The sequence below is a fragment of the Halioglobus sp. HI00S01 genome (assembly GCF_001635445.1).
GTDB classification, from domain to species: domain Bacteria; phylum Pseudomonadota; class Gammaproteobacteria; order Pseudomonadales; family Halieaceae; genus Halioglobus; species Halioglobus japonicus.
The window spans coordinates 96,298-112,074 of sequence record NZ_LWEE01000025.1 but is presented as its reverse complement, the minus strand read 5'-3'; the positions used below and the strand labels follow the sequence as shown (position 1 = coordinate 112,074).

General features: G+C 58.1%; 13 protein-coding genes. 5 read left to right on the top strand and 8 right to left on the bottom strand.

The window, feature by feature from the left end; translation table 11 throughout:
* The first annotated feature begins 2 nt into the window (after positions 1–2).
* From A3709_RS05450 to A3709_RS05435, 4 genes are all read left to right on the top strand, one after another.
* Positions 3–713, top strand: a complete 711-nt coding sequence (locus A3709_RS05450; RefSeq protein ID WP_066051244.1) for an SIMPL domain-containing protein — start codon at positions 3–5, stop codon at positions 711–713.
* Between the two features lie 277 nt (positions 714–990).
* A complete protein-coding gene (locus A3709_RS05445; RefSeq protein WP_066051242.1) occupies positions 991–3,396 on the top strand; it encodes a TonB-dependent siderophore receptor in 2,406 nt (801 codons plus the stop codon).
* A 152-nt stretch (positions 3,397–3,548) separates the two neighbouring features.
* Positions 3,549–4,073: a helix-turn-helix domain-containing protein gene (locus A3709_RS05440; RefSeq protein ID WP_066051239.1), complete on the top strand. Its 525-nt coding sequence runs from the start codon at positions 3,549–3,551 to the stop codon at positions 4,071–4,073.
* A 195-nt stretch (positions 4,074–4,268) separates the two neighbouring features.
* A complete protein-coding gene (locus A3709_RS05435) occupies positions 4,269–6,842 on the top strand; it encodes a TonB-dependent siderophore receptor (protein WP_066051235.1) in 2,574 nt (857 codons plus the stop codon).
* Between the two features lie 55 nt (positions 6,843–6,897).
* Here A3709_RS05435 and A3709_RS05430 read toward each other — a convergent pair whose 3' ends face one another.
* Positions 6,898–8,172, bottom strand: coding sequence for an O-acetylhomoserine aminocarboxypropyltransferase/cysteine synthase family protein (locus tag A3709_RS05430; protein WP_066051233.1), 1,275 nt, complete (start codon positions 8,170–8,172; stop codon positions 6,898–6,900).
* 145 nt (positions 8,173–8,317) lie between these two features.
* Here A3709_RS05430 and sstT point away from each other — a divergent pair, with 145 nt between their 5' ends.
* Positions 8,318–9,511 carry a serine/threonine transporter SstT gene (gene sstT / locus A3709_RS05425; RefSeq protein WP_066051230.1) on the top strand — a complete coding sequence of 398 codons (1,194 nt, stop codon included), beginning with the start codon at positions 8,318–8,320 and terminating at the stop codon, positions 9,509–9,511.
* Here the strand turns inward: sstT and A3709_RS05420 are convergent.
* From A3709_RS05420 to cobO, 7 genes are read right to left on the bottom strand one after another with little or no spacing between them, the layout of a single operon-like run.
* Positions 9,508–10,371, bottom strand: coding sequence for a cobalamin-binding protein (locus A3709_RS05420; RefSeq protein WP_066051227.1), 864 nt, complete (start codon positions 10,369–10,371; stop codon positions 9,508–9,510). The genes sstT and A3709_RS05420 overlap by 4 nt on opposite strands.
* Positions 10,372–11,409, bottom strand: a complete 1,038-nt coding sequence (gene cobT, locus A3709_RS05415; RefSeq protein WP_066051225.1) for a nicotinate-nucleotide--dimethylbenzimidazole phosphoribosyltransferase — start codon at positions 11,407–11,409, stop codon at positions 10,372–10,374.
* Between the two features lie 6 nt (positions 11,410–11,415).
* Entirely contained in the window at positions 11,416–11,919 is a 504-nt protein-coding gene (gene cobU, locus A3709_RS05410; protein WP_066051223.1) for a bifunctional adenosylcobinamide kinase/adenosylcobinamide-phosphate guanylyltransferase, read from the bottom strand.
* Entirely contained in the window at positions 11,916–12,698 is a 783-nt protein-coding gene (locus A3709_RS05405) for a heme ABC transporter ATP-binding protein (protein ID WP_066051220.1), read from the bottom strand. The genes cobU and A3709_RS05405 overlap by 4 nt, the downstream gene beginning before the upstream one ends.
* The gene (locus A3709_RS05400) at positions 12,698–13,726 is read right to left on the bottom strand and encodes an iron ABC transporter permease (RefSeq protein ID WP_066051217.1); all 1,029 of its coding nucleotides are present in this window, start codon (positions 13,724–13,726) and stop codon (positions 12,698–12,700) included. Before A3709_RS05400 ends, A3709_RS05405 begins: the two co-directional genes overlap by 1 nt.
* Positions 13,723–15,225, bottom strand: a complete 1,503-nt coding sequence (locus A3709_RS05395) for a cobyric acid synthase (protein ID WP_066051215.1) — start codon at positions 15,223–15,225, stop codon at positions 13,723–13,725. The genes A3709_RS05400 and A3709_RS05395 overlap by 4 nt, the downstream gene beginning before the upstream one ends.
* Positions 15,179–15,748 carry a cob(I)yrinic acid a,c-diamide adenosyltransferase gene (gene cobO / locus A3709_RS05390; protein WP_066051892.1) on the bottom strand — a complete coding sequence of 190 codons (570 nt, stop codon included), beginning with the start codon at positions 15,746–15,748 and terminating at the stop codon, positions 15,179–15,181. Before cobO ends, A3709_RS05395 begins: the two co-directional genes overlap by 47 nt.
* Positions 15,749–15,777 lie beyond the last annotated feature (29 nt).

The window sequence follows — 15,777 nt, the reverse complement described above, 5'->3', positions numbered from 1 at the left end:
TTATGTCACGACTGTTACAAATCCTCGCTGTCTGCGGCCTTGTGATGCTTTTTATCGCCTCCCAGGTGAAGGCCGAGGACACCGCTGCTATTCACGCCACAGGCCAGGCCGAAGCTAGGCTCGCGCCCGATATGGCTACACTGGAGCTTAGTGTCGCTCGCGAGGCAAAAACAGCGCGCGAGGCACTGGATGCCAACTCAGCGGCAATGGGGCGGGTGATTGCTGCCATGCGCGACCAGGGTGTGGTCGACGGTGATTTGCAAACCAGTAACTTCAGTATTCAACCCCGCTATGTATACCCGAGCAATCGCAGTGAAAAGCCGCCCCAGTTGGTCGGCTACCGAGTGCGGAATTCGCTGACCGTGGTTGTGCGCGATCTGGACCAGCTGGGCGCACTGCTGGATAAGTCGGTCAGCCTTGGTGTGAATGAGGGCGGCAATGTCAGCTTTGGCAACACGGATCCTTCTGCGGCCATCGACAAGGTCCGGGCTGCTGCGGTTAAAGACGCATTGCGAATAGCAAGCACTATGGCTGAAGCGGCAGGGGTGAAGCTGGGCGATATTCTCTCCCTGAGTGAGCAATCCGGTATGTCTCATCCACGCCCGATACCCATGGCGAGAATGGCTGCCGCGGAAGCGGATTCCGTACCCATGGCGGCCGGCGAAAACAGCTACCAGGTCACTGTGCAACTTTCGATCGCCATCGATCAGTAACGCTGGCGCCCGCGGCTCAGCGGGCGTTTCCCCGCGCATGTCCCAGTGCGGGGCTGATCCCAAACATCGTTTCCCGGGGTCGTACAATGCTCGTGTGGCTGCGCATTTTTGGCCGTCTGTGTTGTTAAATATTCACACTGGTGCTGTCCGCTCTGACCATGGCCGCATGTTATGGTGTTACTGCGCAGTAACCGGCTCTACGGTTCGTTTCATGCCGGGTATCGCCCAAAAAAAGCTACAAGAAAGTACAAGAACGAAACGTTAGGGAGACTTCACCATGCATTTCAAGAATGCGCCTTTGTACGCCGCTGTCGCTGCAGCGGTTGTCACGATGACACAATCAAACCTGGCTCTTTCCCAGGACAATTCACAGATGGAACTGGAAGAGGTCGTTGTTACAGGTTCTCGTAACCTCAAACCGCGGACTGTCTCCGATTCCCCAGTGCCGGTGGATGTGCTCAATAGCGAGGAATTCAACAGCCTCGGGAACACCGCTGATATCACTGATAACCTGAAGGCACTCGTGCCGTCGTACACCGCGACACCCGCAACCGGTGACGGCAGCGCGTTCATCCGTCCAACCTCGCTGCGTGGCATGGCTCCGGACCAGACTCTGGTGCTGGTTAATGGCAAGCGTCGTCACCGCGCCTCACTGCTGCAGTTCTTCGCCCCCGCCGCCGGTAACGGTGCACACGGTGTCGACATCGGCATGATTCCCAGCATTGGCCTGAAGAGCGTTGAAGTTCTGCGCGATGGTGCTGCGGCCCAGTACGGTTCAGACGCGATTGCCGGTGTGATGAACTTCCGCATGAAAGATGCCAGCGAAGGCGGTACTGTCATGGTTCAGTACGGCGAGTTCTTCGAGGGCGAGCAGAGCACCAAGGTAGGCGCCAACTTCGGTTTCGCCGTTGGCGATCGCGGTTTCGTTAACCTGACCGGTGAATTCTACGAGAACGACGGTCTGTCCCGCGGTGACCAGCGCCCGGATGCACAGGCGCTGATTGATGCTGGCGCACAGGGCGTGGGTTCCGATGCAGTGTTCGGTGATGCGCCGTTCACGCAGTCATGGGGCCGCCCGGAAAGCGACGGCTACCGTTTGTTCTTTAACTCCGGTTTTGGAGTGGGCGACGAGGGTGAAATCTACGCCTTTGGTAACTACGCCGAGACAGAAGGCCGCTACCGTTTCTTCTACCGCAGCCCGACCCACGGCACCATGGAGCAGTTCCGGGATGAATTCGGCTACGATGGTCCGCTGAACCAAACCGGTTACACGCCGTACCTCGATGGCGACCAGACTGACTACAGCCTGGTCGGTGGTTGGCGCGGTAATTTCGCCAACGACATGACTTACGATTTCAGCGTAGGCTATGGCAAGAACGAACTGGACTACTTCCTGAACAACTCTACCAACCCCGACCTTGGACTCGGTTCTGATGGCGAGCCCATTCAGCGCGGCTTTGATACCGGTGACCTGGAACAGGAAGAACTCAACTTTAACGCCGATTTCGGTAAAGCTCTCACAGACAGCCTGTTCCTGGGTTTTGGTGCGGAATGGCGCGAAGAGACCTACACCATTATCGCGGGTGAGCCCAACTCCTACTTTGGACAGGGCGTGAGTGGTATGCGCGGTACTGCGCCGCAGGATGCCGGTGAATTCGATCGCGACAACTGGGCCATTTACGGTGATATCGAGCACGATATTACTGACAACTGGCTGATGCAGTATGCGTTGCGCTACGAAGACTTCTCAGACTTCGGTGATACTACCAACGGTAAGATCGCCACCCGTTATCGTTTTGCCAATGACTTCACCATCCGCGGTGCCGTTTCAACCGGCTTCCACGCACCGACGCCCGCTCAGGCTAATGTGCGCAGCACCATTACTACCTTTGATGGCACCACCGGTTTGCAGGTAGAGGAAGGTCTGGTACCGCCCACATCGCCGCAGGCACTTGCCAGTGGCGGTGCGCCGCTGACCGAGGAAAAGTCCACCAACTACTCCCTGGGCTTCACCTGGGATATTGGTGAGAACACTACCCTGACAGTGGACGGCTACTTCATCGAGGTGGATGATCGCATCTACCGTACCGGTGATATTGCCCAGCCTGACGGCACGAGCATCTCGTTCTTTACCAATGCACTCGACGTTGAACACACCGGTTTGGACCTGGTGTTGACCAACGATCTGTATTGGGATGACAGCACCTCTACCACCTTCACCTTTGCTTACAACCACAACGAAATTGAAGTGGTTGATCAGTCACTGGTGAATGGTATTCAGCCTGTCAGCGATTCGCTGGTAGAAGATATCGAGAACAACTACCCCGAAGATCGCCTGGTGTTCACTGCCAATACCCGCTTCCTGGATAACTGGTGGTTTATGTTCCGCGCCAACTGGTGGGGTAGCCACTACGATGAGCGTGGCACCATCGATGGCGAGCCCGGCAGCCGCTCCAAGGAGATCGGCGACCTCTGGTATGTTGACCTCGAGCTCGGTTGGGACATCACCGAAAACTGGAACGTTACCCTCGGCGGCTCCAATGTATTCGACGAGTACCCAGATGAAATTGGTGATGACGGCCCTTATGCAAACCGCGTAAGTGTCGGCCTGCCGTATCCGCGTCGTACTGTCACCAACTACGAAGGCGGTTCCTGGTACCTGCGCGCATCGTACAACTTCTAAGTGCGACGCAATGCGAAAAAGGCGGCTTTGGCCGCCTTTTTTGTGCCTGCAGTATATAGCCAGCCTGCTTCGAGAATCACCTGATGGGCAATATTGCGTTCCAAATCGGAATGTCTGTGCTACATTTCCTGTATCTATAGGGAGGATAGTCCATGCGCTGGGATGAGATAGATAAACAGGTTTGCTCGGTCGCACGTGCACTGTCAGTAATCGGTGAGCGGTGGACCATGCTGATAATCCGCGATGCGTTTCTAGGCACTCGTCGGTTCGACCAGTTCCAGAGTAACCTGGGCATCACCCGACACCGCTTGTCTGAGCGCCTGGGCAAACTGGTCGAAGCCGGCGTGCTGGTCAAGGTGCCTTACAGTGAACGTCCCCTGCGCCATGAATATCGCCTGACCCGCAAGGGCCTGGGGCTTTACCCGGTATTAATGAGTCTCGCCGCCTGGGGTGACGAATGGATGGATAATGGCGAGGGTGCGCCGATGGAGTATGTGCACCAGCGCTGTGGTCGGCAAACCCATGCTGTGATGACGTGCAGCGAATGTGGCGAAGCTTTGCGTCCGGAAGAAGTCATGCCCAGTGTAGGGCCAGCGCTGCAAGTGATTGCCGACGAACTCGGCGAACAGGTTAATGCCGTAGAAGAGATTCCCGCGCTGCTGCGCAAATCCATGTAGCACTTTCACCACGACCACGCTGCGATTCGTCGCAGCGCAGTCGCCACTCGTCTCAGACAAGCTCACTTGAACACTTTTTCTATGAAATAGTGTGCCTTTCTCAATCTGGCGAATTTCAGACGTCTGTCTAGAATTCGCCTGAAATCTACAAGTACAAACACAACAATCAACACACGCTTTAGGGAGCGCACCGCAATGAAGACTTTCCAAAAAACAGTGATGGCCACGGCTGTCTTCTCCGTACTACCTTCGCTTTCTGTGCCAGTTCTTGCCCAGGGCGGTGCCAACCAACTCGAAGAAGTGGTGGTTACCGGTACGCGCAAAGAAGGGCTGTCGCCGACAGAGACGCTATCCCCCATTGATCTTATCGGCGGTGAAGCACTGTCCGAGCAGGGCGCGTTTGACCTCACGGATTCACTCACCAAGATAGCTCCCTCGCTGAATACCCAGCGATTCCCGATCGCCGACGGCACCGCTTTTATTCGCCCTGTGACGCTGCGTAACTTATCGCCAGATCACACTCTGGTGCTGGTCAACGGCACACGTCGCCATCGCTCGGCGCTGGTAAATCTGCAGCTGGCGCCACTCGGTACAGTTAATCAGGGCTCGCAGGGCGTCGATTTTGCCGCGTTCCCATCGGCTGCGATCAAGCGTGTTGAAGTGTTGCGAGACGGCGCTTCAGCACAATATGGTTCCGACGCTATTGCCGGCGTCGTCAACGTCATCCTCAAGGATGACGCCGAGGGCTTTAACGTGTCTGCCCAGCACGGCGAATATCAGGAAGGTGATGGCGAGCGCATGTCGTTGAGCGCCAATGGCGGCCTGTCACTGGGCGCCGATGGTTTTTTGAACCTGACCGCTGAGTACTCGGACACCGATACCACCAGTCGCGGTAATGCGCGCCCTGATGCGGCAGATGTAGCTGGTATTGTTGGATCGGGTAACGTGCCCTATGACGGCCTTGGGCAGCGCTGGGGTGACCCTGAAGTTGAAGCAATCAAACTGTTCGCCAATGGTGGCTACGCCATCAGTGACAGCGTTGAATTGGTCGGCCACGTCAGTTACATGGACAACGAAACCGTGGGCGGTTTCTTTTATCGCACACCGGTTTTACCGGGCGATGGCAATATCGCTATTCCCGCGCGTGAAACACTGCAAAGCGATGCAGATGGCGACGGGCAGCCCGATTTCGCCGAGACTTCGCTGGTCGATTCCATTCTCGCCCAGGGCCTGAATCCTTCTGACTATCTGGTGGCTGATCCTGCCAGCCCCAGCGGCTATGTCCTGCGCAACCCGATTTACACTGAATTCCCCGGCGGTTACAGCCCGCTGTTTGGCGCTGATATCACCGATTATGAACTGGTATTTGGCGGTCGTGGTGAGCTGGACAACATGGGCTTGAGCTGGGATGTGCGCGGACGCTACGGCGAGAACGAGGTTGAGTACACGCTGGAAGGCAGTATTAACCCCAGCCTTGGCGCACTGTCACCGCTGAAGTTCAACCCGGGTACACTGACCCAGGAAGAAAGCAGCATTAATGCCGACTTCGTTAAGACCTTCGATAGTTCGCCAGGCAACCTCGGTTTCGGTCTCGAGTGGCGCAATGAAACATACGTTATTGACCAGGGCGACCCCGCCTCGATAGCCGTTGGCCCCACCTTCGCCCAGTTTGGCGTTGGTTCCGACGGTTTCCAGGGTTTTTCCCCGGATTCGGCTGGCGAGTTTGAAAGTGATAGCTGGGCCGCTTATATCGATTACGAGACCGACATTACCGACCGTCTTTCCGGTGCGGTAGCGGTGCGTTACGAAGACTACGAAGAGTTTGATTCCACCACTGACTGGAAGCTGTCTGCCCGCTACGATTTCACCGACAGCTTTGCGGTTCGCGCTACCGCCAACACCGGCTTCCGCGCACCCAGCCCGGGTCAGGTGAATACCCTGAACGTGACCACCACCTCCGATAGCAGCGGTAACCTGATTCCCAGTGGTACCTACCCTGTCGATTCCCCAGTGGCCCAAGTGTTGGGATCCCAGCCTCTGGAATCCGAGGAGTCCACTAGCTATACCGTCGGCCTCGTCTGGACACCGGGTGATCGCTACAACATTACTCTGGACTACTACGATATATCGATCGAAGACCGCATAGCGCTGTCGTCTAATACCATCAGTCAGCAGAACGTCGACGATCTGCAGGCCATTGGCTATGAGAATGCTGAACTGCTGCTGGACAGTAACGCCAACTACTTTGTTAACGGCTTCGAGTCGCAGGTTAGCGGTATCGATTTGTCCCTGACGGCTTGGTATGACGTGGGTGCGGGCGTACTGACCGCAGACCTGCGCCACAACTACAACGAAATGGAAGTCAGCGATGTTCAGTCTGCGGCGATTGGTCCAGACCGGGTATTCGACCTTGAGAACCAGGTGCCGGAGAACAGCACGGTGCTCAGCTTTGACTATGATCTGGATGCCTTCCAGACCCTGGTGCGGGTGAACTACTACGACGAATGGTCAACCACAGCCGGTTTGTTCGGCCCGGGTGATGCGTCTGACGCGGTCACCTATGACGACACCTTCCTGGTGGATATTGAGGCCAGCTACACGTTTGCAGAACACTACACGGTAACCATCGGCGGAGAGAACATCTTCGACGAGTACCCTGACAGTGAGGCCAATGACGTGCTGCAGTTCCTCGGAACAGAGTATGCGATTACCTCGCCCTATGGCTTTAATGGCGCCTTCTGGTACGCGCGGATTTCGGCGACTTTTTAAGTACGCTATAGCGAAAAAGCCCGGCACTCGCCGGGCTTTTTTTTGCGCGTAGCGATCAGGCCGCAGCGGCAGCCAGGGCTTGTTCGATATCGGCAATGATGTCGTCGATATGTTCGATGCCAATCGATAAGCGCACCATTTCCTCGCTGACCCCTGCGGACGCCAGTTCTTCCGGGTTGAGCTGGCGGTGCGTGGTGCTGGCCGGGTGACAGGCGAGGGACTTTGCGTCGCCAATATTGACCAAGCGCAGGATTAATTGCAGTGCGTCGATGAACTTGCCGCCAGCTTCCGTACCACCTTCAATGCCAAAGCTCAGAATGCCTGCGGCTTTGCCGCCGCAAATTTTCTTGCAGTTGTCGCGGAAGGGGCTGTTCTTCAATCCGGCGTAGTTCACCCACTTCACCTGAGGGTGGAGAGACAGGTACTTGGCCACTTTCTTGGCGTTCTTGCAGTGTTGCTTCATGCGCAGGGCCAGTGTTTCCAGTCCCTGCATAATCAGGAAGGCATTGTGTGGCGAGAGGCTGGCGCCAGTATTGCGCAGTGGCACCACACGGCAGCGACCAATGTATGCGGCTTCGGCCATGGCTTCGGTATAGACGACACCATGATAAGAAGGGTCGGGCGTGGTCATGACAGGAAAACGGCCACTGGCAGCCCAGTCAAATTTTCCTGAGTCGATGATGGCGCCGCCTATAGTCGTACCGTGGCCGCCGATATATTTTGTCAGTGAGTGCACGACGATGTCCGCGCCGTGATCAAAGGCTTTGCACAGCAGGGGCGTCGCCACCGTATTGTCGACAATCAGGGGGACACCAGCATCGTGGGCAATATCCGCCCATTGCTGTATGTCGACGATATTGCCGGCGGGATTGCCAATGGATTCACAAAACAGCGCTTTGGTGTTGTCATCGATGAGTGCGCGGACCTTGTCGAAGTCGTCTGCAGCGGCAAAGCGGGCCTCGATTCCCTGGCGCGGAAAGGTGTGTGCGAACAGGTTGTAGGTGCCGCCGTACAGCTGTGAGGTGCTGACAATGTTAGAGCCTACCTCGGCAATGGCTTCAATGGCGTAGCGTATCGCCGCCATACCCGAGCCCACACACAGTGCGCCAACACCACCCTCCAGCTCCGCAAGTCGCTGCTCCAGCACTGCATTGGTCGGATTCATGATTCTGCTGTAGATGTTACCCGGCACGGCCAGGTTAAAAAGGTCGGCGCCGTGCTGCGTATTGTCGAAGGTGAAGGAGGTCGTCTGGTAAATGGGCGTGGTAGCAGCGTTGGTGGCGGGGTCGCCGTCGTAACCGGCATGCAGGGCGATAGTCTCTGGTTTCATTGTCTAGGGTTCCTAATGGTTCTGTTCGCTATTAGATGAACACTAGAGACTAGCAAAGCCGGGCATAGTCGCAAGCAATCCGGGCAGGCGGGGCGGGTTGATTCGCGCTATAGTGATCCAGAACAAAAGAATAGAGGGGGCGCCAATGCGCTTATTAGAGTTCGGGCTTATTCCACAAATCGTGATCGGCGTGGTGCTGGGCGCAGTGCTTGGCATGTTGCTGCCCTCGTTGGCGGAATCTTTGGGGCTACTCGGTCAGCTGTTTGTCGCCATGCTCAAGGCCGTTGCACCGCTGCTGGTTATGTTGCTGGTGATGTCGGCGATTGCCAATCGTCACGAGTCGGGCAGTGATGGCCGTAAAACGTTTATTGTTGTGGCGCTGTATATCGTCGGCATGGTGAGTGCGGCTGTCGTGGCGCTCACCCTCAGCCAGATCTTTCCCCAGACAATTGCCCTGGCTGCCAGCGCTGAAGGCGCGCCTCCCGTCGCTGTAAGTGCAGTACTGACCGATGTGCTGCTCAAGCTGGTCGACAATCCGGTCAACGCCTTGCTAACCGGTAATTTCCTGGGATGTCTTTCCTGGGCTATTTTGCTCGGTATGAGTTTCCGCAAGGCGCCACATACTTTTCGGGATCATCTGCAGGTGGCAGCAGACGGCGTAGCCACCATCGTGGGTTACGTGATCAAACTGGCCCCCATCGGCATTTTTGGTCTGGTGTGCTTTACCGTGGCCACGGTGGGTATGGAGGCGCTGGCGGGATACGCCAGCCTAGCGACGGTGCTTGTAGCGGCGATGCTCATCATGGCACTGCTCATCAATCCGCTGTTTGTCTTCCTGATTACGCGCAAAAATCCGTATCCCATCGTCATCCGGTGTCTGGAAGAGTCGGGCATTACCGCTTTCTTTACCCGTAGTTCGGCAGCCAATATTCCGGTCAACCTGAATCTGGCGAAGAAACTGGGCATCAGCGAAGAGCTTTATTCGGTGACGATTCCGGTTGGCGCTACGGTCAATATGACGGGCGCTGCGATTACCATCACGACCCTCACGCTCGCCGCAACTCACACTCTGGGTATCGAGGTCTCTATGCCGGCAGCGTTGCTGCTGTGTGTGATCTCTGCGCTCTCTGCCTGCGGCGCCAGTGGTGTCCCTTCAGGCAGTTTGTTATTGATTCCGCTGGCGTGTTCGTTGTTCGGTATTCCGCTGGATGTGTCCATGCAGGTTGTCGCGGTGGGATTTATTATCAGCGTGATCCAGGACTCTGCGGAAACGGCGCTTAACTCCAGTACTGATGTGGTCTATACCTACGCGGTCGACCAACTGGGCGAGGCGTCCTAGCGCACCTGCGTCAATTGCCGGCAAATCACTTCGGCGCCCTGAAGCAGTCGGGTCGTGGGGCGTTGCACCAGGTCGGGATGCACATGAAACAGCGCATCTTCCTGCACTGCCTGTAGGAAACTGTACTGACGCCAGTCGTCCAGCCATTCTGGTCGTGATGCATCCATGCCGCTGGCAAGAATAGCCTCCGGGTTGAGTTGCAGAACGGCTTCGCGACTGACGACCGGTGCCAATTGCGAGGCATTGGCAAAAATATTGCTGCCGCCGCACAAGGCAATCACTTTGCTAATCATGTGCTCGCCATTGATGGTTTGCAGCGGGCTGTTCCACACTTCGTAGAAGGCGCTTACCGGGCGCTGATGGCTGTGTGCTTGGGCGAGTGTATGAAAACCCGCATCAAGCGTGTCGGCTGTGCTGTTTGCGATCGAAGATGTCCCGGCCAGCACCCCGATATCGCGAATCATATTGCCGATATCTTCGATCTCTCGTGGTGCACTCACATAGACGGTAAAACCTAGCGCCTCCAGTTTGCGCAGCGACTCCATGCCGTTACCTGACGCCCACATGAGCACCAGGTCCGGGGCGAGGGCGGTGAGGCTTTCCTGGCTCCAGGCGTGATAGCTGCCGATGCGTGGCAGCGCCTTTGCTGCGGCCGGATAGTCGGAGTATTCCACCACGCCGACCAGCTTGCCGCCGGCGCCGGCGCTATGCACGTTTTCAACAATGTGCGGAGCGAGGGCGACAATACGTTGCGCAGCCTCGGGCAGCTGGACTTTACGGCCCAGGGCGTCGGTGACGGTGACTGCCGCTGCGGCGTTACCTATCTGCAGGCAGGCCAGCAGTGCGATCAGGCGGATCATTCAGGACTCCTCAGCGATACCGGCTTCGGCGAAACTCGCCATGTCATTATTCAGTGCCAATGCAGCTTTGATCAGCGGTACGGCGGTAAGGGCGCCGCTGCCTTCGCCGAGGCGCATGTCCAGTTGTAGCAGCGGGGAAAGTTGCATGGCATCAAGCAGAAGCTGATGGGCGTTCTCGGCAGAGCAGTGTCCGGCGATTAACCAGGGCTGCACGCCGGAATTCATCTGACTGGCGACCAGCGCGGCAGCTGTGCTGATAAAACCATCCACGAGGCTCGGTAGCTGGCGCTGCGCGGCGCGAATGTAGGCGCCTGCCATGGCGGCAATCTCAAAGCCGCCCAGGCACTGGAGCGCGGCCAGGGGCGTGTCGAGTTTTTGTTGATGCAGGTTCAGGGCCCGCTGGATGGTCGCTGCTTTTGCCGCGAGACGCTCGCTGTCAATACCCGTACCACGGCCGGTGGTTTCGGCAGCACCCAGATCCAGTAAGGCAGCCATCAGGGCCGACGCAGCGCTGGTATTGCCAATCCCCATATCGCCGGCAATCATTAGCTGGCAATCCAGGCCGTCCACTACCTCGGCACCCGTCGCCAAGGCCTTGTCGACCTGCTCGGCTGTCATCGCCGGCGCGCTGCTGAAATCGGCGGTGCCGGCGGCGACTACACGCTGGCGCAGGCCGGGCATGTCAGGGACGGGTATGAAGGTGCCGAGATTAATCACTTCCAGATCAATATTTTGTTGTTTGCACAGCACGCTGGCCGCTGCACCGCCGTCAATAAAGTTGGTAATCATCTGCGCGGTGACCTCTGCCGGATAGGCAGACACGCCCTGTGCCGTAATGCCGTGGTCCGCGGCGAAGATGCGGGCGCTCACTCGTTCGAGCGCCGGGGTGTCGGTGTGCTGCCAAGCGGCGAACTGCTCGGCCACCTGTTCCAGTCGTCCCAGCGAGCCCGCGGGTTTGGTCAGCGTGGCCTGGCGTTGCCGGGCCGCAATGCGGTGAATTTCTGAAGGGGCCGGGCAGGGCTGTTCGTACCAGTTCATGGCGGGCTACTCCTTGAGTATCTGGGGCAGGCCAGCTGTGACCAATGTGACTTTGTCGCACAGGGTCGCCAGATCCTGGTGCAGCCAGCCGATCTCGTCTACGAATCTACGGCTGAGTTCGCCCATTGGAATAATGCCCATGCCGACCTCGTTGCTGACTAGAATCACCTGCGCTTCGATCCCCGGCAGGCAATTCATCAGGGCTTCGCGTTCGCGCGCCCAGCAGTCCTGGTGCAAGCAGTTGCTAAGCCACAGGCTCAGGCAGTCGACCACCACGCAGCGGCTTGGCGCATCCAGTGTTTGCAGCTGCCGGGCCAGGCCAATAGGCTGTTCGCAAACCTCCCAGTGAGGCGGGCGGTCTTGTTGGTGACGCGCAATGCGCTGCGCCATCTCTTCGTCGCCGGCTTCGGCCGTCGCGATTAGATATGGCGCGGGAACCGCCTGTTCGGCCAGTTGTTGGGCGATACGACTCTTACCGCTGCGAGCGCCGCCGAGAATTAAGTGCTTCATGACTTGATGACCAAAGGACCACGATGGACAGGGTGCGCTTCCACCAAAACGTTTGCACTAAACACTTCGCGGAACATCTGCGTTGTGAGTACCTCTGCCGGTGTGCCGGTGCTGTGCAAGTTGCCATGGTTAAGTACCATGATGCGGTCGCACAGCCCTGCCAGCAGATTAAAGTCATGGCTTGCGATGACCAGCCCACATCCGCCCTCGCTGAGACGCTCTACGGTATCGCCGACCATATGGGTATGTGCCAGATCCAGCGCGGCACTCGGTTCGTCCATCAACAGAACCCGGTGGGCGCTGTCCTGGGCGCGCCACACCTGAGCGACGCAGCGCGCCAGTTGTACGCGCTGGCGTTCACCGCCAGACAGCTCCGTATAAAGCCTATCCCTGAGTGACTGAGTGTCGGTGAATGCCAGCACTTCGTCGAGAATGTCCAGGTCCGCTTCACTGCCACTGGCATGGGGAATACGGCCGAGCAGAATCACTTCTTCGACACTGAAGGGGAAATTGAGCGCGGGGTTTTGTGATAAAAAAGCCAGTGCGCGGGCACGCTGTTCGTTGTGCATGGCCGCCAGCGGCTGATTTCCCAGTTGCAGACTGCCCTCTTGAATAGGGTGGCCGCCGGCGAGTGTGTGGAGCAGAGTGCTTTTGCCTGCGCCATTGGGCCCGATCAACCCCAGCACTTCGCCGGCCTCGAGCGCCACAGTGATGTTCTCCAGCAGTGCGATCGCGCCATAGGGCGACACACGAGTGGCTTGCAGGTTGAGCAGACTCATCACAGCATGCCGTAGTCGCGCCGACGGCGCAGCAGTGAGATGAAGAACGGTACCCCGATGGCCGCAGTTACAACGCCGACAGGCAACTCAGTAGGGGCCACGATTGTCCGCGATAGGGTGTCGGCGAGCATGAGCAGTATCGCGCCTGCAAGCCCGGAGGCGGGCAACAGGTAGCGGTGATCAGGGCCAATCAGCATGCGCATGATGTGCGGCACGACCAGGCCGACGAAGCCGATCACACCGGCCAGTGCTACGGAAAAACCCACGCCAATAGCGGCGAGCGTGATGATACAGCGTTTGGCAAACTCGATATTAATCCCGAGATAACGGGCTTCTGATTCGCCCAGCAGCAGAGCGTTCAGGGCGTTGGCGAAACGTGGCAGGGTTGTAACCAACAGGGTGGTTGCGACGAGCGCCACAATGACGCGCGGGTAGTTTGCTCCGTCCAGACCGCCCATACGCCACATGCTGATGCGGCGCAGAATTTCATTGCTCGAGTAGAACTCCAGGATATTACTTGCGGCGGCCGACAGTGCTGAAATGGCAATGCCTGCCAGCAACATGGTTGCCACGGACGTCATGCCACCTGAGGTGGCAAGCTTGTAAACCAATATGACCGCCAGCATGCCGCCCGCGAAGGCGCCAATAGAGACCACGCCCAGCGCCCCCACGCCGGCGACAACCGGTGCCGCCATGGCGATGGCCATGCTCGCACCCAGTGCCGCGCCCGCCGTCACGCCAATCAGGGACGGGTCGGCCAGGGGGTTGCGAAACAAGCCCTGCATGGCTGCGCCGGTCATGCCCAGCATGGCACCGACAAGCATGGCGAGCAGGCTGCGGGGCAGCCGAATCTGGCCAATAATCACGGCCGCCTGATCGACGCTTTCACCCTGCAGATAGCGGCCGAGCGCGGCGGCCGCTTCAGGTAGTGAAATCGGCACAGTGCCCGAGGCAGTGGCGTGGAGCAGGCACAGTGGTAATGCGAGACCGAGCAACCAAAGTGTTGTGCGTGCGCGTTGTGCTCTCATGGCGTGAACCACTGTGGAAACATCGCGCCGAGGTCGAGGGATTGCTCGAGTGCGTCTGCCAGCCGGTCGATCTCCCGTTCGCGCAAAACCTCGCGATCCTCTGCAACCGCAGCTTCGAGTCCGGCCCAGCGCAGCAGCGCTGCACAGCTCTCTCCCTGGTCAAAGATGCCGTGAGTGTATGTGCCGGCGATCTGGTTATCTGCTGACAGGGCGCCGTCTTCACGGCCGTCATCGAAGTGCACAAAAGCGTGGGTGCCGGGTTCAACCTGAGTCTGGCCGCAGTGAATTTCATAGCCTTCGAAGCGTCCACCATCACTCAGATGACCTGTGACCTGGCGCAGGGTTTTGCCAGGTGCAAGCGTCGTGGACAGGGGCAGTAGATCGAGACCATTGCTAGTGCCTGCCTCACCTTCGACGCCCTGGGGGTCATTCACCTGCGCGCCCAACATCTGCATGCCGCCGCAAATGCCCAGCACTTTGCCGCCGTAGCGGACATGCCGCTGCAGATATTTTTCCCAGCCGTTGTGACGCAACCAGGCGAGATCGGCTCGAACACTCTTGGATCCGGGGATAATCACCAGATCAGCGGGCGATGGCACTTCCCCCTCACCGATGTACTGAATATCCACGCCGGGGTGGGTGCGCAGCGGGTCAAAATCGGTGTGATTGGATAAGCGCGGCAGCACCGGAACAATGACGCGCAGTGGCTCGTCGGTATCACAGGCCTGCTCGGTGGTAATGGCATCCTCAGCATCCAGCTGCAAATTGTGTAGATAGGGCACTACGCCTAGCACGGGCTTGCCGGTGCGCGCCTCAAGCCAGTCGAGCCCGGGCTGCAGCAACGCGATGTCGCCGCGAAAGCGATTGATTATAAAACCTTGCACGAGGTCTTGTTCACTGGGTGACAGTAATTCGAGGGTGCCAACCAGGTGTGCGAAAACGCCGCCCCGATCGATATCGGCAACAATCACCACCGGGCAGGTGACTGCCTCGGCAAAACCCATATTGGCGATGTCGCCTTCGCGCAGGTTGATTTCAGCAGGGCTGCCAGCGCCTTCGACGAGCAGCGCTTCATATTGGATTTGCAGTCGCCGCCATGAGTCCAGCACCGTGTCCATGGCGACTTTCTTGTAGTCGTGAAACTCAGTGGCTTCCATGTGCTCCAGGGCGCGACCTTGAAGTATGACCTGAGCGCGTTGATCGCTACTGGGTTTCAGTAGTACCGGATTCATGTCCACGTGTGGTGCGATACCAGCCGCCTGGGCCTGGAGGGCCTGGGCGCGACCAATTTCGCCTCGATCGGAAGTAACCGCGCTGTTCAGCGCCATGTTCTGTGGCTTAAAGGGGGCGACGCGGATGCCGCGGCGGTGCAGGCAGCGACAAAGGCCGGCTACCATCACGGATTTTCCGGCGTCTGAAGTGGTGCCCTGAATCATCAGGGCAGGGGGGGCTTCAGTAGTCGACACCACGCCGGGCCTTGATGCCGGCTTTGAAGGCATGTTTCACTTCCTTCACTTCCGAAACGGTATCCATGGCGGCCTGCAGCGCGGAACCGCCACCTCGTCCGGTCACAACCACGCTCTGTTCACGAGGACGCTGGGTAATCGCTTCAATAATCTCCGCTTCTGGGAGATAGTCATAGGCAATCATGTAAGTGAGTTCGTCCAGGACCACCAGGTCATAGCTGTCGTCCTGAAGCATGGGTAGGGCCTTTGCCCAGGTGTCTTGCGCCGCGGCGATATCGCCGGAGCGATCCTGGGTGTCCCAGGTAAAGCCGGTGCCCATTTGGTAGAAATCTACCTGCGGGCACTTGTCCCGCACGTAGATTTCTTCACCGGATAACTGCGCGCCCTTGATGAACTGAACTACGCCGACCTTCATGTCGTAGCCCAGGGCGCGCATGACCATACCAAAAGCAGAACTGGACTTGCCTTTGCCGTTGCCGGTAACCAGCACCGAGACTCCGCGTTCAAGATCTGCGGCCTCGATGTTGGCGTCGACCTTGGCTTTCTGCTTTTCCATAGCGGCCTTGTGTTTGGCCTCACGCTTTT

What these genes read in the sequence shown, in the direction of transcription:
- cobU (WP_066051223.1), bottom strand. Translation starts at nt 11,919, where the DNA reads ATGAAGCACTTAATTCTCGGCGGCGCTCGCAGCGGTAAGAGTCGTATC.
- A3709_RS05435 (WP_066051235.1), top strand. Translation starts at nt 4,269, where the DNA reads ATGAAGACTTTCCAAAAAACAGTGATGGCCACGGCTGTCTTCTCCGTA.
- cobT (WP_066051225.1), bottom strand. Translation starts at nt 11,409, where the DNA reads ATGAACTGGTACGAACAGCCCTGCCCGGCCCCTTCAGAAATTCACCGC.
- A3709_RS05430 (WP_066051233.1), bottom strand. Translation starts at nt 8,172, where the DNA reads ATGAAACCAGAGACTATCGCCCTGCATGCCGGTTACGACGGCGACCCC.
- A3709_RS05400 (WP_066051217.1), bottom strand. Translation starts at nt 13,726, where the DNA reads ATGAGAGCACAACGCGCACGCACAACACTTTGGTTGCTCGGTCTCGCA.
- sstT (WP_066051230.1), top strand. Translation starts at nt 8,318, where the DNA reads ATGCGCTTATTAGAGTTCGGGCTTATTCCACAAATCGTGATCGGCGTG.
- A3709_RS05395 (WP_066051215.1), bottom strand. Translation starts at nt 15,225, where the DNA reads ATGCCTTCAAAGCCGGCATCAAGGCCCGGCGTGGTGTCGACTACTGAA.
- A3709_RS05445 (WP_066051242.1), top strand. Translation starts at nt 991, where the DNA reads ATGCATTTCAAGAATGCGCCTTTGTACGCCGCTGTCGCTGCAGCGGTT.
- cobO (WP_066051892.1), bottom strand. Translation starts at nt 15,748, where the DNA reads ATGGAAAAGCAGAAAGCCAAGGTCGACGCCAACATCGAGGCCGCAGAT.
- A3709_RS05420 (WP_066051227.1), bottom strand. Translation starts at nt 10,371, where the DNA reads ATGATCCGCCTGATCGCACTGCTGGCCTGCCTGCAGATAGGTAACGCC.
- A3709_RS05405 (WP_066051220.1), bottom strand. Translation starts at nt 12,698, where the DNA reads ATGAGTCTGCTCAACCTGCAAGCCACTCGTGTGTCGCCCTATGGCGCG.
- A3709_RS05440 (WP_066051239.1), top strand. Translation starts at nt 3,549, where the DNA reads ATGCGCTGGGATGAGATAGATAAACAGGTTTGCTCGGTCGCACGTGCA.
- A3709_RS05450 (WP_066051244.1), top strand. Translation starts at nt 3, where the DNA reads ATGTCACGACTGTTACAAATCCTCGCTGTCTGCGGCCTTGTGATGCTT.